General features: G+C 55.8%; 16 protein-coding genes. 5 read left to right on the forward strand and 11 right to left on the reverse strand.

Features of this window, described 5'->3' with window-relative positions:
- Nucleotides 1–951: a CysB family HTH-type transcriptional regulator gene (locus CA948_RS07975; protein ID WP_094197285.1), complete on the reverse strand. Its 951-nt coding sequence runs from the start codon at nt 949–951 to the stop codon at nt 1–3.
- Between the two features lie 86 nt (nt 952–1,037).
- Nucleotides 1,038–2,531 (reverse strand): CoA-acylating methylmalonate-semialdehyde dehydrogenase, encoded by a 1,494-nt coding sequence (locus CA948_RS07980; RefSeq protein ID WP_108727744.1) that lies wholly within the window; start codon nt 2,529–2,531, stop codon nt 1,038–1,040.
- 165 nt (nt 2,532–2,696) lie between these two features.
- On the opposite strand from CA948_RS07980, the gene CA948_RS07985 reads away from it, so the two are divergent.
- A complete protein-coding gene (locus CA948_RS07985; RefSeq protein WP_094197287.1) occupies nt 2,697–3,590 on the forward strand; it encodes a LysR family transcriptional regulator in 894 nt (297 codons plus the stop codon).
- Between the two features lie 61 nt (nt 3,591–3,651).
- Here the strand turns inward: CA948_RS07985 and lptF are convergent, their stop codons facing one another.
- Nucleotides 3,652–4,761 (reverse strand): LPS export ABC transporter permease LptF, encoded by a 1,110-nt coding sequence (gene lptF / locus CA948_RS07990; protein ID WP_108727745.1) that lies wholly within the window; start codon nt 4,759–4,761, stop codon nt 3,652–3,654.
- A 56-nt stretch (nt 4,762–4,817) separates the two neighbouring features.
- Here lptF and CA948_RS07995 point away from each other — a divergent pair, with 56 nt between their 5' ends.
- The 4 genes from CA948_RS07995 to epsC all read left to right on the forward strand — a co-directional run bounded on the left by CA948_RS07995 (nt 4,818) and on the right by epsC (nt 8,712).
- Nucleotides 4,818–6,311, forward strand: a complete 1,494-nt coding sequence (locus CA948_RS07995) for a leucyl aminopeptidase (protein WP_108727746.1) — start codon at nt 4,818–4,820, stop codon at nt 6,309–6,311.
- Between the two features lie 2 nt (nt 6,312–6,313).
- Nucleotides 6,314–6,736, forward strand: coding sequence for a DNA polymerase III subunit chi (locus CA948_RS08000; RefSeq protein ID WP_094197294.1), 423 nt, complete (start codon nt 6,314–6,316; stop codon nt 6,734–6,736).
- Between the two features lie 81 nt (nt 6,737–6,817).
- A complete protein-coding gene (locus CA948_RS08005; RefSeq protein WP_094197295.1) occupies nt 6,818–7,528 on the forward strand; it encodes a Bax inhibitor-1/YccA family protein in 711 nt (236 codons plus the stop codon).
- A 254-nt stretch (nt 7,529–7,782) separates the two neighbouring features.
- Entirely contained in the window at nt 7,783–8,712 is a 930-nt protein-coding gene (gene epsC / locus CA948_RS08010) for a serine O-acetyltransferase EpsC (RefSeq protein WP_108727747.1), read from the forward strand.
- Nucleotides 8,713–8,954: 242 nt separating this feature from the next.
- Here epsC and rarD read toward each other — a convergent pair whose 3' ends face one another.
- The 8 genes from rarD to CA948_RS08050 all read right to left on the reverse strand — a co-directional run bounded on the left by rarD (nt 8,955) and on the right by CA948_RS08050 (nt 17,183).
- Complete coding sequence (gene rarD / locus CA948_RS08015) at nt 8,955–9,860, reverse strand: EamA family transporter RarD (protein WP_094197297.1); 906 nt, start codon at nt 9,858–9,860, stop codon at nt 8,955–8,957.
- Entirely contained in the window at nt 9,857–10,462 is a 606-nt protein-coding gene (locus CA948_RS08020) for a PIN domain-containing protein (protein WP_108727748.1), read from the reverse strand. Before CA948_RS08020 ends, rarD begins: the two co-directional genes overlap by 4 nt.
- Nucleotide 10,463: 1 nt before the next feature.
- Entirely contained in the window at nt 10,464–11,054 is a 591-nt protein-coding gene (gene recO, locus CA948_RS08025; RefSeq protein ID WP_108727749.1) for a DNA repair protein RecO, read from the reverse strand.
- Entirely contained in the window at nt 11,047–11,937 is an 891-nt protein-coding gene (gene era, locus CA948_RS08030; protein ID WP_094197300.1) for a GTPase Era, read from the reverse strand. Before era ends, recO begins: the two co-directional genes overlap by 8 nt.
- A complete protein-coding gene (gene rnc / locus CA948_RS08035; RefSeq protein WP_094197301.1) occupies nt 11,934–12,692 on the reverse strand; it encodes a ribonuclease III in 759 nt (252 codons plus the stop codon). The genes era and rnc overlap by 4 nt, the downstream gene beginning before the upstream one ends.
- Nucleotides 12,692–13,576, reverse strand: coding sequence for a signal peptidase I (lepB, locus tag CA948_RS08040; protein WP_094197302.1), 885 nt, complete (start codon nt 13,574–13,576; stop codon nt 12,692–12,694). The genes rnc and lepB overlap by 1 nt, the downstream gene beginning before the upstream one ends.
- 64 nt (nt 13,577–13,640) lie before the next feature.
- Nucleotides 13,641–15,434, reverse strand: a complete 1,794-nt coding sequence (gene lepA / locus CA948_RS08045; protein WP_094197303.1) for a translation elongation factor 4 — start codon at nt 15,432–15,434, stop codon at nt 13,641–13,643.
- 243 nt (nt 15,435–15,677) lie between these two features.
- Entirely contained in the window at nt 15,678–17,183 is a 1,506-nt protein-coding gene (locus tag CA948_RS08050; protein WP_094197304.1) for a DegQ family serine endoprotease, read from the reverse strand.
- Nucleotide 17,184 lies beyond the last annotated feature (1 nt).

A 17,184-nucleotide genomic window follows, 5' to 3' on the forward strand; every position in this document is an offset into this window, starting at 1 on the left:
TTACAACGGGCTACCAGTCTGCTTTTCATCCAGAGCGCTAAGCACCACATCGCGGGTCAATTCCGGTGCCAACATCTCCAACAACTCGAAAATGTAGTCACGTAAGAAGGCCCCGGCTTTCACCGCTACCTTGGTATGGTGCGCGCCGAACAAATGCCCTGCTGGCAGGCCCACCAAACCCTTGTCACGACGCGGATCGAACGCGATGCCAGCGATGATACCGATACCCAGACCGACATCAACGTAGGTCTTAATCACGTCAGCGTCAATCGCCTCCAGCACAATGTCCGGAGTGATGCCGTGCTTGGCAAAGGCTTCATCAATCGAACCCCGACCCGAGAAGGCATGGTCGTAAGTCACGATGGGATATTGCGCCAGGGTTTCGATGGACAGTTGCTTGTTGGCAGGCAGATCAGCCAACGGATGATCCGGCGTCACCACCACCGTGTGCTCCCAGGTGTAGACCGGCAACGCGACCAGGCCCGGCGTCAAGGCCAGGGTTTCAGTTGCAATCGCAACGTCGGCCTGCTCGTGTAGCACCATCTGGGCCAGCACGGGTGGGCTACCTTCCGCCAAGGACATATGGACCTTGGGAAAGCGACGACGGAATTCAGGGATCACCTTGGGCAGCAAATATCGTGCCTGGGCATGGGTACAAGCAATGACCAAAGTGCCCTCATCGCGGCGGGCGAAGTCGTCGCTGACACGCTTGAGGTTGTCGATCTCGCGCATGATGCGGTCAATCACCTCAGCGACGGCTTCGCCCGGTCGGGTCAGGCCCTTAATGCGTTTTCCATGACGTTCAAAAATCTTGATGCCCAGCTCATCTTCAAACTCGATGATCGCCTTGGACACCCCCGGCTGGGAGGTATAAAGCGAACGAGCGGCTTCAGTCAGATTGAAGTTACGTCGGATGGTCTCTCGGACAAAGCGGAATTGTTGAATATTCATATGTTAATAGCCCCAGGTACAGGACTATTATATGTAATAAGAAGCAGCCCGCTTATTGCATTAAGTTATATATATAGATGCAACGATTACGTCATGCTGATGGTTGTATTCATCGTATTGGCGTGAGCCTGCCAACGAGCTGTGACGGTTTTGGTCTGTGTCCAGAACTGAACAGCCTGTTTGCCGTTCGGGCCCAAGTCACCCAACTTGGACGCACGCGAACCCGTGAAGCTGAACCAGGCCACCGGCACAGGGATGGGGATATTGATACCAATCTGGCCTACGTCGATACGGTTCTGGAAGTAGCGCGCATGGCCGCCATCCTGGGTGAAGATGGACACGCCATTACCATTGGGGTTGCGGTTGATGAACTGCACCGCTTCTTCCAGGGTGTTGACACGCACAATGCACAGCACAGGCCCGAAGATTTCTTCTTCGTAAATGCGCATGTCGGCTTTCACATCATTGAAGATGGTTGGGCCTACAAAGTTGCCGCTTTCATAACCTGGCACCTTCACGCCACGGCCATCGAGCAAGAGGCTGGCACCTTCCTGTACCCCAGCTTCAATCAAGGACTCCACACGCTGACGAGCACGTGGCGAGACCAGTGGGCCCAGATCGGCCTGACGATCAGTACCGACATTGACCTTCATGGTTGCGGCACGCTTGACCAGCTCATCGATCCACTCGCCGGTTTCACCAACCATGACGGCCACCGAAATCGCCATGCAGCGCTGGCCTGCCGCACCAAAAGCAGCACCCAGCAACTGGTTGATCGCTACATCACGATCGGCATCTGGCATCACGATGCAATGGTTTTTAGCACCCATCATGGCTTGCGAGCGCTTGCCTGCCTCCGTCGCACGACGGTGGATCTCGGTGCCGACAGCAGTCGAACCAATAAAGGACACGGCTTTGACTTCGGGGTGAGTGACCAAGGCATTGGCGATATCAGCACCGCCGTGAACCACGTTCAGCACGCCTGGCGGCAGACCGGCTTCCAGAGCCAGCTCGGCCAGCATCAGACTGGCGCTAGGGTCCTGCTCGGAAGGTTTGAGCACGAAGGTATTACCGCAAGCCACAGCCAGCGGGAACATAAAGCACGGCAGCATCACCGGGAAGTTGAATGCAGTCACGCCTGCACACACGCCCAAGGGTTGGATCAGGGTGTAGACATCAATACCACCTGCGGCGTTTTCGGCATATTCGCCCAACTGCATCGAAGCAATGGAACACGCGTATTCGATCACCTCCAGGCCACGGCCTACTTCACCTTCAGCATCGGGCATGGTTTTGCCGTGCTCACGCGAGATGGCCTCAGCCAGCTTGGTACTGTTTTCACGCACCAGACGCTGCAGATTCAGCATGACGCGCATGCGAGCGCCCTGGCTGGAATGGCGCCAGCTTTCATAGGCTTTGGCCGAGCTGGCAATAATGGTCTCCAGCTCTTCCATTGTGGCGTAAGGCACTTGGGCCACCACTTCCTGGGTGGCTGGATTGAGCACATCGTCCCAACGGGTGCTCTTGGATTGAACATGTTGTCCATCGATCAGCAAAGGTACACGAACCACTTCCGTCATAGCATGTCTCCAATGAATTGCTCAGGCGGCTAAGCCTTATTTGTTATCCCACTTGTATGAGGGTTCTCATCGAGTGTAGAAGCCTCAAGACCCGTTTACCATGATGAAAAATGCACAGGAGCTGGGCATTTATGCACAAGTCTTTTTCAAGGCGGGCTCATCACGATGGACTGGGATAATCTGCGTTATTTTCTGGAAGTGGCTCGCTGCCAACGAATCAGCGTCGCGGCCCAGAGGCTGGGCGTGCAACACAGCACCGTAGCCCGCCGTATTCAAGCCTTGGAGCAGGAATTGGGCTTGCGCCTGTTTCACAAGTCCACCGTCAGCGGCTATAGCCTGACCAGTGAAGGGCTGAATCTGCAGCAACGCATGGAGCCAGTAGAAAACCGCTTGCTGGCGGCACGAGATGCGATTACCGGCAAGGCCAGACCTTTGACAGGTAAGCTGCGCCTGGGCTGCACCGAAGCCTTCGGCAGCTATGTACTGACACCCTTACTCAGCATTTTTCAGACTCAGTATCCGGAGCTGACTCTGGAGCTGCTGCCCGTGCCCCGGCCTATCAGCCTGTCACGTCGGGATGCGGACTTGGCCATTGCACTGGAGCGCCCCCAGCGTGGGCCGTACTGGTGCACGCGTTTGGCTGACTACAGCTTGCGGCTCTATGCCCATCAAGATTATTTGAATAGCCACCCACCCATAGAAAGCGTGCAGGATCTGTCTCGGCATCGCTTTATTGCCTATGTAGATGATCTGGTGTTCAGTGACAGCCTGCGCTACCTGGAGGAAATTGTCCGATCTGCCGCCGTACGCTTTCGTAGCACCAGCGTGATTGCGCAATATCAGGCTACCTTGCAAGGACAAGGGATTGCCGTGCTGCCCTGCTTTTTGGCGAAAACCGATCCACGCTTGCGCTGTGTTCTGCCCGATCAGGTGGAGTTGCGTCGCCGCTTCTGGATGTTCTGCCATGAAGAGCAACGTCAAAATCCCAGCCTGACCCGGTTGTGGCACTTTCTGAAGCAGTCGGTGGAAGAGCGACAAGATTTGCTGGATGGGGCTTGAGTAGCCGAATCAGTCAAATAGTGACTGGCACAAAAAAGGGGCATCACGCCCCTTTCTTCTATCAAGTTGTCGCTGGCGGTTTAGGAGCCTTGATGCGCAATTTACGCCACATCATAAAGACCATGATCAGCAAGAAGATTGCATGGACCAACCACAGACCAATCTCAAAGCCCAACTGCTCATTGCGTATCCAGCCACGCGACAGGTTGATCAGGTTCATATACAACAGTCCGACCAGACCCGCCACCAGAATATTGCCCGACCGACCCATACGCGGGTTCACCGCCCCCAAGGGGATTGCCAGCAAGGCTAAATTCAACGCCGCCAACGGCAAGGCCAAACGCCACATGATCTGCGAGCGTGACTCGGGATTGTCATCACTGAATAACAACGTGGTTTGACGAGCCTTGATCTGCTGCTCGGCACGGGCACGGATGGTTTCTGCAGTGTTGCCCGCGTCACGGCTTTCCAGACGCATGCCATAGCTTTCAAAGTCCACCATGCGGAACTCGGCCTGACCGGGCTTCAAGTCATAGCGATGGCCTTCGCTCAAGACCAGAAAACGATCGCCATTGGGCTGCTCTTCCATGCGGGCGCTTTGCGCTGTCACAATGCTGAGCCACTGCGGGTCGATCACACGGGCAATCACATTGCCCAGCTCGTCTCCTTCTTTTTCCGGGGAATCCGCGTAAAACACACGGGCGCCGTCATCGGACTCAATAAACTGCCCGGCAGTGACTTTGCTCAGGTCCGAACGCTGCTCAAAACGCTGGCGGTATTCGGCAATCTGACGATAAGCCCAGGGCGAAGCCTGCAAGGTCAGTACGGCAATCAAGATCGCAACCGGCACCGCGCATTGCAAAACGGGGGTGATCCAGTTTTTCAAGGACAGGCCGCTGGCGAACCAGACCACCATTTCGGACTCTCTGAAACTGCGTGTCACCGTCGTGAGCACGGCAATGAACAGGGAAACAGCCAGAATAATCGGCAAGGCGGTAATACTGGAAAAGGCGGCCAGACCCAGCACCACGTCAGGGCCAATCGTGCCATTGGCCGCTTCGCCTAACAAACGCACCAGAAGTACACTAAGCCACACAATCAGCAAAGTGGACAGTACAACGCCACTGTGACTTAAGATTTCGGATACCGCAGAGCGTTTAAATAGAGACATATGAGAATTTGCGAGATAATCGCAGGTACGATTTGCGACACACTGAGGATAGTTGAATGGAATTTAGCACACAGACATCCGCTTCTTTGCACCAAATTAAGACGGCCGCACTAGGCGTTGGCGTCTTTGCCGAGGGCATTCTAAGCCCTGCAGCGGAACTTATCGACCGCGCCAGCAACGGAGCGGTGAGCGCTGCTGTCAAAGCCGAGTTTAAAGGCAAGCCCAATACCCACCTGGTGCTGCGCAATCTGCCTGGCGTTAAAGCCGAACGCGTTATTTTAGTCGGCTTAGGCGCTCAAGAGGAATACAAAGCAGCAACTCATACGCAAGCCCAGGCCTGCCTGGCTTCTTACTGCCTGAAAGCAGACCTGAAAGAAGCCGTTTCGGCCCTGGCCAGCATCGATTGCAAAGGCACCACCTTGCGCAGCCGTGCCCAGGATGCAGCCGTCGCGGTATGCCGCGCCAGCTACCGCTACACGGCAACACTGAGCAAACCGGAACCCGCCCCCCAGCTAAGCCAGTTCCTGCTGTGGACGGCCCGTACCCAAGCCAGCGAAGCCAAGGCCGGTCTGGAACAAGGTCAGGCTATTGGTAACGGTGTGAACCTGACCCGACTGCTGGCTGACCTGCCCGGCAATATCTGCACCCCCACTTATCTGGGCAAAACGGCCAAACAGTTGGCCAAGGAGTTCAAGACGCTGAAAGCCGAAGTGCTGGAGCGCAAGCAGATTGAAGCCTTGAAAATGGGCTCGTTCCTGTCCGTTGCCAAAGGCTCGGATGAACCCCCTGCATTCATCGTGTTGCGCCACACCCCCAACACCAAGACCAAACACGAAGACGGCCCTATCGTTCTGGTGGGTAAGGGTCTGACATTCGACTCGGGCGGTATCTCCATCAAGCCAGCCGGCAATATGGACGAGATGAAGTACGACATGGGCGGTGCTGCCAGCGTTCTAGGCACCATGCGTGCCATTGCCGAGCTGAACATCGACCGCGAAGTGATTGCCGTGGTGGCTTCGTGCGAGAACATGCCTAGCGGCCGCGCCAACAAACCAGGCGACGTCGTGACCAGCATGTCAGGCCAGACCATCGAAATCCTGAACACGGACGCCGAAGGCCGTCTGGTCCTGTGCGATGCCCTGACCTACGTCGAACGATTCAAACCCGCCGCCGTCATCGACATGGCTACTCTGACCGGCGCGTGCGTCGTCGCGCTGGGCCACGTCAACACGGGCCTGTTCTCCACCGACGACGACCTGGCCGACGAGCTGATGCAAGCGGGCAAGCAAACGGGCGACACGGCATGGCGCATGCCCATGGACGATGCCTACCAGGAGCAACTGCGCTCTAACTTCGCCGACATGGCCAATATCGGTGGCCCACCCGCCGGTTCGGTCACCGCCGCCTGCTTCCTGTCCCGCTTCACCAAAGCGTACCGCTGGGCTCACCTGGACATCGCTGGCACCGCCTGGCGCAGTGGCAAGGACAAGGGCGCCACCGGCCGTCCCGTACCTTTGCTGGTTCAGTACTTGCTTAATCAGTGTCGCTAAGCATGAGTCGCGTCGATTTTGCTTTCGGCGCACCAGATCGCTTGCGTACGGCCTGCGAGGTCGTACGCAAGCATTACGAAGCGGGCCGTCAGGTGGTGGTGTATCTGTCCGATGCCCGCCAACTTGCTCGCTTCGATCGGCTGCTCTGGGGGTTTGAATCCACGGCCTTTGTGCCACATGTGGGTGTAGAAGACCCTTTGGCAGCCACCACCCCGGTTTTGTTGACCAGCGCCGCCCCCGTGCCCACTGATGAACAAAGCTGGCTCTTGAATCTGGATGCCCAATGCCCGCCCGGTTTTGAACAATTTGCGCGTATTTTGGAAATCGTGTCCGAACGGGAAGCTGACCGTACCCAGGCCCGCGAACGCTGGCGTGTATACCAGACACAGGGATGCCAGGTACATGCCCACAAACTGAGGGCTTGAATAATAAAGAAGATTCTTGATTATTCAGGTAATTGTCAGTTATCCTTGACCACTGATCTCTCTGTATTCTAAGGACTCATCATGAGCGAATTTCGTCAATCAAGCTTGCCTGAGCATAACGGCACCCTGGGCACCCAGTCGCTGATTGCTCGCAATCGCGTCCTGCGCAACACCTACTGGCTGCTGGCCTTGTCCATGATTCCCACCGTGTTGGGAGCCTTGCTGGGTCTGTCGTCGGGTATTAACCGGGTAATGGGCGCCAGCCCAGGCCTGAGCGCTATTGTTTTCCTGGTCGGTGCCTTTGGCCTGATGTTCTTGGTCGAAAAGAACAAGAACAACTCAATGGGTGTTGTCCTGCTGATGGCCTTCACCTTCTTCATGGGCATCATGCTGTCGCGTCTGCTGGGCTTTGTCCTGGGCATGGGTAATGGCGCACAACTGATCATGCTGGCCTTTGGCGGTACCGCCGCAGTCTTTGGCACCATGGCAACCATTGCCAGCACCACCAAACGTGATTTCTCCGGTATGCAGAAGTTCCTGTTTGTCGGTGCCGTCATTTTGCTGGTTGCGGCTCTGGCCAATATCTTCCTGCAACTGCCTGCGCTGATGCTGACCATCTCCGTGATGGCTATCGGTATCTTCTCGGCTTTCTTGCTGGTTGATCTGCAGCGCGTCATCAACGGTGGCGAAACCAATTACGTATCGGCCACCCTGGCAATCTACCTGGACGTCTACAATATTTTCAGCAACTTGCTGATGCTCTTGGGCATACTGGGCGGTAACCGCGAATAAGATCGCGAACCCGCCTCCCCCAAGCCCCCTTTCCGAAGGGGGCTTTTTTATTGCTGGCTGATTCAAACGCCTTAGCTTGAAAACCCACGTATCCCCCTCATCTGCGTGATCTTGCCCTAAGCGTGAAGTGATACCCTCAGACCTGATTAACGTTCCGACGAATCACCCTGATGAAGCGCCCTGTTTTTCGTGTCCTGGATCAGACGCGCGGGTATAGTAAACCTTGTAAAAAATTTCCCCTCTGGAGAACACTGGTGGCAGTCTTTGAAACTCAACACATCGTCGACAATCTGCGCGGGGCCCGCGAAGAATGGCGACAGGCGCATCAACGCTTGAACGAGCTTGAAGGCCAGGAATTTCCATCCGTCCAGGCATTGATTCAAGTCACCGAGCAGCTCAAAGGCATTTTGTTCCCAATGCGTCTGGGTAGCCCGGAACTGCGCCGTGAATATGAAGACCACTTTGTCGGCCACCACTTGGGCCAAGCTCTCAACACCCTGCTGCAACAAGCTCGGATCGAGCTACAACGCGCTGCTCTGCTGCGCGGCGACCAACATGACCGTCAGACCATTGAGGAACAGGCTCACAAAGCCATTCAGGCCTTTGCTGACAAACTGCCAGACTTGCGCCGCACCCTGGACCTGGATGTAGTCGCCGCCTATCAAGGCGACCCGGCTGCCCGCAACGTCGATGAAGTGCTTTTGTGCTATCCCGGCCTGCTGGCCATGATTCACCACCGCATCGCCCATACCCTGACCAATTTGGGTCTACCGCTGACCGCCCGCATTATTGCCGAGCTGGCCCATAGCCAGACCGGTATTGATATTCACCCCGGCGCACAAATTGATCACTCCTGCTTCATCGACCACGGCACTGGCGTTGTCATTGGCGAGACGGCCATTATCGGCAAACGGGTTCGGATTTATCAAGCCGTCACCCTGGGTGCCAAACGCTTTAGCAAGGACGAGAAAGGTTTGCTGCTCAAGGGCCAGGCCCGTCACCCGATTGTGGAAGACGATGTCGTCATTTACGCTGGCGCCACGATACTGGGTCGCGTCACACTGGGAGCAGGCTCCACGATTGGCGGGAATGTCTGGATTACGGAAGACGTGCCGGCTGGTTGTTCGGTCACCCAGGCAAATCTGTTGCGCAATCAACCTGACTGTCCCGAGACACTGCGCTAAGCGGCATATTTGGGCCACGCAGGACAAGCTCCGGTGCCTCCCGGACGATCTCTCCAAGAAGATTTTCATAGTCAAAAAAACGACTCCCGATATGCCCCCCTTTGAAAACCGGATAGCAACCCGAGTTTTTCGGGGGTTATGACAGGAGTCGTTTTTTTAAGAGTCCGCCACACTCAAGAGAAACCCTCAAAACGTCTTGTTCGACGCAGACAACCTTGTGGGGGGTTCTAGGCAGACAGGATTCACGCCTTGAGAGGCGGTACAGGCGGTCCGGGCCGCCACATCTTGATAAGCCCTTCCAAAGCCATCAAGGCGATGGCAATCCAGATCGGAATATAAGTCCACCACTGATTCACGCTCATGGGTTCGTCCAGCAGCAAATACGCCACCCAGAACAAGAGCACCGGCTCAACATAGCCCAGGATGCCAAACAAAGCCAAAGGCAGCTGACGGCTGGCAGACAGATAGCTGACCAGCGCAACCGAGCTGATCAGGCCCAGGACCGGGACCTGCCAAAGCAAGCGCGGCTCATTGCCAAACAGGCCCCACATCTGCGTGTCTTGGACAAAAAGCAACCAGCAGGCGGGCAGAAACAAGAAACTGAGGTCAAACCACAGCGAAGCCAGCGACCCCAGGCGCAGGTAACGGCGCAACATGAAATAAGGCGGATAGCCCAGGACCACCACTGCTGTCGCCCAGGACACACTCCCTACGCGGAACAGCTCATGCAGCACGCCTAAGCCCGCCAGCACAACTGCAATCCACTGGATAGTACTCAATCTATCTTTGTAGATCACCCGTCCTACCAGCACCATCACCAACGGCAGCAGGAAGTAGCCCAAGGACACGTCCAGCGCCATCTGGTGCAAAGGTGCCCAGACAAAAATCCAAAGCTGCACCCCGACCAATACAGCCGCCAGCAAGAGCAGCGCAAAATAGCGCCAATTACCGGGCCAATGCCGTAGAACCCAACGCACTTCCCGCCAGCGCCGTGCACGGGTGATCACCAACGCCAACGCAGGCAGGCCCAGCACAATACGCCAGGCAAAAATCTGCTCACCACTGAGCGGATGCAGCACGGTGGCGTAATAGTACAAGCAAGCGAACAATGCTGAGGCTAGAACCGACAGCAAAACACCTTGCTTCATGAGTGTGCCTCGTCCATTTTCTGACGCCGCAAATAAGCCTGTCCCACACTGAACAAACGATCACGCTTTAACAAAGTATGCGTATCCAGTGCCTGCGCTTCGGGCGTCAGCATCAAAGCGGGCAAACCATCCAGCAAACGCTGCATCAAGTCCGGATGCGCGGCCATATACAAAGCTAACAACTGATCCGGCTCCCACAGGCTGATCCCCAGGCGTCGCAGCTCGGAGCGATTAAAGTCTTTCAGATTCCGGGTCAGGATACCGACTGGCTGATCAGGATAACGCTGCTGCGCCAGACGGGCAGTGGCGATCACATGCCAGTCCTTGACATCGGAATAGCGCAAATTCTTCTTGAACTCGCTACTGTCGCCTAAATCGGCTTCAGGGTAACGCTGTTGCAGCTCTTCCCACTGCTCCTCGATGGAGAGGGGCATAACTTTCCACAGGCGGCCCGCATTACGACGCCACTCATCACCAATGACGGGACTCCAGACAGGTTTGAACAGTTGCTCATCGGCCAGGGCCAGGAGCAAGCGACGCAGAACGTTGGAGATCAGGACGCAGGTATCCAGAACCAGCACGGAAGGAAGGGAGACGGCCATATCAATAGCGTTGCAACTGCATAAGGACGGATCGGGTATGCAAGGGGCGGCCCAGCAGACTGTTCAAGCGTTCACGCAAGCGTATGCGCAATTCCGGCTCACTGACTGGATCGTTGAAATCAGGTGTGGCCTCATCAAAGCCATAACCTGTTTCGGTCAGCAGCACCCACTCAAAACGCCGCAAGGCCCCCGCCACAGGCGGACGAGGAATCTGTGCCAAATGCACCAGGGCTTCTTCGTAAGCATCGAACAAAACGGGGTGCGGGTCCTCACGCGGCAACAAACGAATCAATAATTCATTCATGTACCAGGCCGACATCAGGGCGCGGCCTTTCAAAGGGCGAATCCCGGCGCAATCCGCCCGCGTCAGTGTCTTGACTTCATTCTTGCCCGACCAGGCCAACAATAAAGGCTGAAACACAGACAAAGCAGGCCGCAAAATAGAATGCGGCCTTTTGGCGCCTTTAGCGACCATCGGCACCAGCCCGTGGTTACGCGTAAAGGCATGACAGATCAGAGACGTTTCACGCCAGGCACTGGTGTGCAGTATGTAGCCCGCTTCGTCCTGATAGCGATGACGGGGATTACTCATACCCCAGGTCGCGCAGGACCGCTTCACGATCAGACCAGCCCTTGCGCACCTTGATGTACACATCCAGGAACACAGGCTTGTCGATCAGCTTGGCAATATCTTGGCGAGCCTCAGTCGCAATGCGCTTCATGTGCATGCCACCAGCACCCAACAGAATCGGACGATGGCTTTCGCGTTCCACCACCACGCAGGCGGAAATACGGGCACCCTGCTCGTTTTCGTCCCACTGCTCGATGACCACGGTACAACCGTAAGGCAGTTCATCACCTACCAGACGGAAGATCTTCTCGCGCAGCAGCTCCGAGGTAATGAAGCGCACCGAGCGGTCGGTAATGGTATCCGCGTCGAACATGGCCTCGCCTTCAGGCAAACGGGAGGCGATCTCGTCCAGCAAGGGGTCCAGTTGCAGGCGCTTGGCCGCGCTGACCGGAATCACGGCACCGTATTCGAATTCCTGCGACAGGCGGGCGATATAGGGCAGCAAGTCATTCTTGCTCTTGAGCGCATCAACCTTGTTGATGACCAGAATGGTCTTGCCGCCTTTAGGCAGCATGGGCAGCAGCTCGGCATCCGAAGCGGACCACTTGCCAGCCTCGACCACGTGCACCACCACGTCCACATCGGCCAGCGCCTGGGTAACAACACGATTCATCATGCGGTTCATGGCCCCGCCGTGCTTGGTCTGAAAGCCGGGGGTGTCCACAAATACCATTTGATCGTGGTCACGCGTCAACACGCTGTTGATGCGGTGGCGCGTAGTCTGCGCCTTGCGCGACACAATCGAAATCTTGCTGCCGATCAAAGCATTGGCCAGCGTGGACTTGCCGACGTTCGGTCGTCCGACAATAGCCACGAAACCGCAGCGAAAAGGAGTCTGTGTCATTCTGCTTCCTGCGACACTGCCACAGGCAGTGTCAATTGTGAGGGGCGACGATGGCGACTGGCGCGCGTCGTCTTGGCTGGAAATTCAGCTTGTAAAATAGCAATGGCCTGCGTTGCGGCGGCTTGTTCAGCCGCACGACGGCTGCTGCCACTGGCACGGACATGGATGTTGAGCTTGGCGATCGTGCATTCGATATCGAAAAGCTGATCGTGGGCTGCGCCATGCGTGGCCACCACGGTATACAGCGGCAAATCCAGCTTGCGACCTTGCAGCAGCTCCTGCAGCAAGGTTTTGGGATCTTTCCCCAAGGTTTTGGGGTCCACATCAACCAGCATGGGTTCATACAGCTGAGTGATGACGGTTTGGGCCTGTGTGAAACCCGCGTCTAGAAAAACAGCGCCAAAAATCGCTTCCAGCGCATCCGCCAAAATGGAAGGACGGCGGAAACCACCGCTTTTCAGCTCCCCTTCGCCCAGACGCAAATAATCCGACAAACCCAGACGGGTTGCAATTTCAGCCAGCGCAGCCTGTTTGACCAGATTCGCTCGCAGGCGCGACAAATCGCCCTCATCAATGCGCTGAAAGCGGTCAAACAACAAGGCCGCAACCGTGAAGTTCAGAACCGAATCGCCCAGGAACTCCAGCCGCTCGTTATGACGAGCGCTGTGGCTACGATGGGTCAAGGCCTGCTCCAGCAGGCCGATGTCTTTAAAGGAGTAGCCGATAGCGGCTTCAAGCAAAGCAAGACGTTTCATTAATGGAAGCGACCTATACGGCTAAGTTCGCGGAAATTCATCCAGATAAAGAAGGCGCGCCCCACAATATTCTCATCGGGCACAAAGCCCCAATAACGACTGTCCAGACTATTGTCGCGATTGTCTCCCATGACAAAGTAGTTGCCATCAGGCACCACACACGAAATGCCATTGGAAAAATATTCACAAGAATCACGATGGGGGAAGGCCACGATGGGCATCAAACCCTGAGGCGCAGTTTTGTTCAGCAAGATGTTGTGCTGCACCTTGCCCAGCTCTTCCAGATAACGCCCAATGTAAGCGGAGCGATCCGGTTCGTAGTAATCACCACTGCGCACTTGGGTAATGACCTGACCGTTTACGGACAACACCTTGTCGCGATACTCCACACGGTCACCGGGCACGCCGACCACGCGCTTGATGTAGTCCACGGACGTATCCACGGGGTAACGAAACACAATCACATCGCCACGCTCGGGATGCCCCAAAGGAACAACCTTGGTGCCACTAACAGGCAGACGAATACCGTACTCGTATTTGTTCACCAAAATCAGGTCGCCATTTTTCAGCGTCGGCAACATCGAGCCCGACGGAATGCGAAATGGCTCGATAATGAACGAGCGCAAGACGAATACAAACAAAATGACTGGGAAAAAGCTGACGCCATATTCAATCCACCAGGGCATACGGTTGGCCTGGTCATACGCATCCTGGCGCAGTTGCTGCAAATGCTCAGGGTCTTGAGCTGCCGTTTCCGGTATTGCTTGCATCGCGGCCCGCGCACGCGCCAGACGGCGGGAACGCAGGAAGAATCGATCCAAACACCAGATTACGCCGGTCAGTATTAGCAGTACAAACAAAATCAGAGCGAAATCCCAGCTCATCGGTTTCCTTTAAAGAAATTAAGGCAGTCCTGGCTGTAGTCGGCTTGGGGTGCCGACTACAGCATTACTTATCTTCGACCTGCAAAATTGCCAAAAAGGCTTCCTGCGGAATTTCGACGTTCCCAACTTGCTTCATCCGCTTCTTACCCGCTTTTTGCTTCTCAAGCAGTTTCTTCTTGCGAGAGATGTCACCGCCGTAACACTTGGCCAGCACGTTTTTACGCAATGCCTTGACGTTCTCGCGAGAAATAACTTCGGCACCAATGGCGGCCTGAATAGCAATATCAAACATCTGGCGCGGGATCAAGGAGCGCATCTTGGCGACCACTTCGCGTCCACGGTAACGGGCATTGCTACGGTGCACAATCATGGACAAGGCATCGACACGGTCGCCGTTAATCAGGATATCCACCTTGACCACATCGGCCGAACGGTATTCCTTGAACTCGTAGTCCATGGAAGCGTAGCCACGCGATACGGACTTGAGTCGGTCAAAGAAGTCCAGCACGATCTCAGCCAGGGGCATTTCATAGACCAGATTCACCTGACGGCCATGATAGGTCATATTTAACTGCAAACCGCGCTTGGCTGTACACAGGGTCATGACCGGGCCCACGTATTCCTGTGGCATTAGCAGCGAAACCACAACAATAGGCTCGCGCACGTCTTCGATATGGGACACCTCCGGCATGCGGGAGGGGCTCTCAATCATCAGGACTTCGCCATCACGGCGCTCGACCTCGTACACCACCGACGGCGCGGTAGTGATGATGTCCATATCAAATTCACGTTCCAGACGCTCCTGGACGATTTCCATGTGAAGCAGGCCCAGAAAGCCGCAACGGAAACCAAAACCCAGCGCCTGAGACACTTCGGGCTCAAACATCAGGGAGGAATCGTTCAGCTTGAGCTTTTCCAGGGAATCACGCAGCTGGTCGTACTCACTGCTTTCCACCGGGTACAAGCCGGCAAACACCTGAGGTTTCACTTCTTTAAAGCCAGGCAGCGCCTTGTCCGCAGGTTTGCCAGCCAGGGTGATGGTATCGCCCACCTTGGCGTGTTCCAGCTCTTTAATACCGGCAATGATGAAACCCACCTCGCCAGCAGACAAATGAGGACGGTTCTCCGATTTAGGAGTGAACACACCGATGTGCTCGACCAGGTGCGTGGCGCGGGTGGCCATCAACAGGATTTTTTCCTTGGGCTTGAGCATACCGTTAACGATGCGCACCAACATGACCACGCCCACGTAGTTGTCAAACCAGGAGTCAATGATCAAGGCCTGCAAGGGCGCTGCCGGATCGCCCACAGGTGCAGGCACACGGGCGACGATGGTCTCAAGGATTTCGTCGATCCCCTGACCCGTTTTTGCACTGGCCGCAATCGCATCGCTGGCATCAATACCGATAACGTCTTCCACTTCCTGGCGTGCCGAATCCGGATCAGCCGAAGGCAAATCCATTTTATTGAGCACGGGAATCACTTCGACGCCCTGGTCCAACGCGGTGTAGCAGTTAGCCACCGTCTGCGCTTCCACGCCTTGGGAAGCATCCACGACCAGCAAGGCACCTTCACAGGCCGACAAAGAACGGCTGACCTCGTAGGAGAAGTCAACGTGGCCGGGAGTGTCGATCAAGTTCAGGTTGTATACCTTGCCATCCTGAGCCTTGTAGTGCAAAGCGGCGGTCTGGGCCTTAATCGTAATGCCACGCTCTTTCTCGATGTCCATCGAATCCAGAACCTGGGTCGACATCTCGCGGTCGGCCAGGCCACCACAGCGTTGGATCAGGCGGTCAGCCAAGGTCGATTTGCCATGATCGATGTGGGCAATAATAGAGAAATTGCGGATGTGGTCCATAAACCCGTTAATAAACAAAGAAAATGTTGAGGCGCAATGCCAGAGAAACGGCACAAGAAAGGGGCGCCCATGACGCCCCTTTTCAGTCCACGCGCCGAAAACGCAAGACCCGTCCTGTCAGACGGGCGCACGTGGAACCATAATCTATTCGGGGCAAAATGCCCCCGCAAATAGTGGCGAAAAAACTCCGGCCCCTGGCCGGAGTTCATCAATGGCTACCATTTTAGCCGTTTTACAGAATTTTTATTTCGATGGCGTAATCAAAACCCATTGCGACTGGCCTGCACGCAAAACCAGCAAGGCCGCAGGTTTGGATTTATCCAAAGATGCAACCATTTTAGCGTATTGATCCGGTGTCCCTACGTCTTTATCGTTGACGCGCAAAATAAGATCACCGGGCTGCAAACCGGCCTCGCTGGCAGGAGCGGTCGCATCCACGACCTGAACAGCACTCTCGACACCTAAACGCTTCAAATCAGCATCAGAGACAGCAGTCACTTTCAGACCAAAGGCATCCGTACTGCTGGCGGTTGGCGCGTCTTTCTGATCCTTGCCGGCGACAACCGGGCTGCTGGAAGGCATTTCCTCGACATCGATCTTGACTGTCTGCACCTTGCCCTTACGCCATATTTCCAACGTGGAGCTTTGACCTGGTTTGGTACCACCCACAATACGGGGCAGATCCGTCATTTGATCAATGGTGCGACCATTGAACTTCAAGATCACGTCACCGGACTGAATACCGGCTCTGGCAGCAGGACCACCCTCTTCCACGCTGCTGACCAAGGCACCCTTGCTGTCTTTCAGGCCCAGTGCTGTTGCCACATCATCGGCCACCGGGGTGATCTGCACGCCGATACGACCACGAGTCACCTTGCCGTCGGATTTGAGCTGCTCAACCACATTCATGGCTTCATCGATGGGAATGGCCAGGGAAATACCCATAAAACCACCACTGCGCGAAATGATCTGGGAGTTCACGCCCACCACTTCACCATTCAGGTTGATCAAGGGGCCGCCGGAGTTACCGGGGTTTACAGCCACGTCAGTCTGAATGAAAGGCAGGTAATCGCCCGTTTCGCGGTTGATGGCGCTGACAATCCCGGAGGTCACCGTGGACTCCAGACCGAACGGCGAACCAATCGCCAAAACCCACTGCCCTTTCTTGAGCTGCTTGGAGTCCCCAATCACCATAGGCTTCAGGTCTTTGGCTTCGATCTTGATCAAAGCCACATCGGTGCGTTCGTCCGTACCGATGATCTTGGCTGGATATTCCTTACCATTGCTCAGCGTGACGAAAATGCCGTTGGAGTCCGCCACCACATGATTATTAGTCAGGATGTAGCCATCGGCCGAGATGATAAAGCCCGAGCCCACGCCACGCGGCACAGTGCGCTCCTGGGGCTGCTGCCCATTATTGCCCCCATGGGGCCGTTGGGGAGCCATGCCTGGCGGCATGAAATCAGGCCCAAAAAACCAGCGGAACATGTCGTAGGGGTCCGAACCGGGGCCCATGGCAGGTGAGCGTACCCGCACCGCCTCTGTGGTGCGAATATTGACCACCCCATCTTCGGTCTTGGCAACAACTCCCGTAAAATCAGGCAGGCCCAATGTCGTGCTTTGGACCTGCTCGCTTGTCGTGACAGGCTGGGCCTGCGCGTAGACCATAGGCGCACCCGTTGCCAGTACCACGGCAGCCGTCAAGGCCGAGAGAACAGGAATACGCATTTTATGACTCGATTTTTCCATT

This window comes from Alcaligenes aquatilis, from assembly GCF_003076515.1.
GTDB lineage: Bacteria > Pseudomonadota > Gammaproteobacteria > Burkholderiales > Burkholderiaceae_B > Alcaligenes > Alcaligenes aquatilis.

Excerpts from the sequence above, each read along its gene's own strand:
- CA948_RS08050 (WP_094197304.1), bottom strand. The coding sequence starts at position 17,183 with ATGGAAAAATCGAGTCATAAAATGCGTATTCCTGTTCTCTCGGCCTTG.
- CA948_RS08005 (WP_094197295.1), top strand. The coding sequence starts at position 6,818 with ATGAGCGAATTTCGTCAATCAAGCTTGCCTGAGCATAACGGCACCCTG.
- lepB (WP_094197302.1), bottom strand. The coding sequence starts at position 13,576 with ATGAGCTGGGATTTCGCTCTGATTTTGTTTGTACTGCTAATACTGACC.
- lepA (WP_094197303.1), bottom strand. The coding sequence starts at position 15,434 with ATGGACCACATCCGCAATTTCTCTATTATTGCCCACATCGATCATGGC.
- CA948_RS08000 (WP_094197294.1), top strand. The coding sequence starts at position 6,314 with ATGAGTCGCGTCGATTTTGCTTTCGGCGCACCAGATCGCTTGCGTACG.
- CA948_RS07985 (WP_094197287.1), top strand. The coding sequence starts at position 2,697 with ATGGACTGGGATAATCTGCGTTATTTTCTGGAAGTGGCTCGCTGCCAA.
- lptF (WP_108727745.1), bottom strand. The coding sequence starts at position 4,761 with ATGTCTCTATTTAAACGCTCTGCGGTATCCGAAATCTTAAGTCACAGT.
- CA948_RS07995 (WP_108727746.1), top strand. The coding sequence starts at position 4,818 with ATGGAATTTAGCACACAGACATCCGCTTCTTTGCACCAAATTAAGACG.
- CA948_RS07980 (WP_108727744.1), bottom strand. The coding sequence starts at position 2,531 with ATGACGGAAGTGGTTCGTGTACCTTTGCTGATCGATGGACAACATGTT.
- CA948_RS08020 (WP_108727748.1), bottom strand. The coding sequence starts at position 10,462 with ATGGCCGTCTCCCTTCCTTCCGTGCTGGTTCTGGATACCTGCGTCCTG.
- era (WP_094197300.1), bottom strand. The coding sequence starts at position 11,937 with ATGACACAGACTCCTTTTCGCTGCGGTTTCGTGGCTATTGTCGGACGA.
- CA948_RS07975 (WP_094197285.1), bottom strand. The coding sequence starts at position 951 with ATGAATATTCAACAATTCCGCTTTGTCCGAGAGACCATCCGACGTAAC.
- rnc (WP_094197301.1), bottom strand. The coding sequence starts at position 12,692 with ATGAAACGTCTTGCTTTGCTTGAAGCCGCTATCGGCTACTCCTTTAAA.
- recO (WP_108727749.1), bottom strand. The coding sequence starts at position 11,054 with ATGAGTAATCCCCGTCATCGCTATCAGGACGAAGCGGGCTACATACTG.
- rarD (WP_094197297.1), bottom strand. The coding sequence starts at position 9,860 with ATGAAGCAAGGTGTTTTGCTGTCGGTTCTAGCCTCAGCATTGTTCGCT.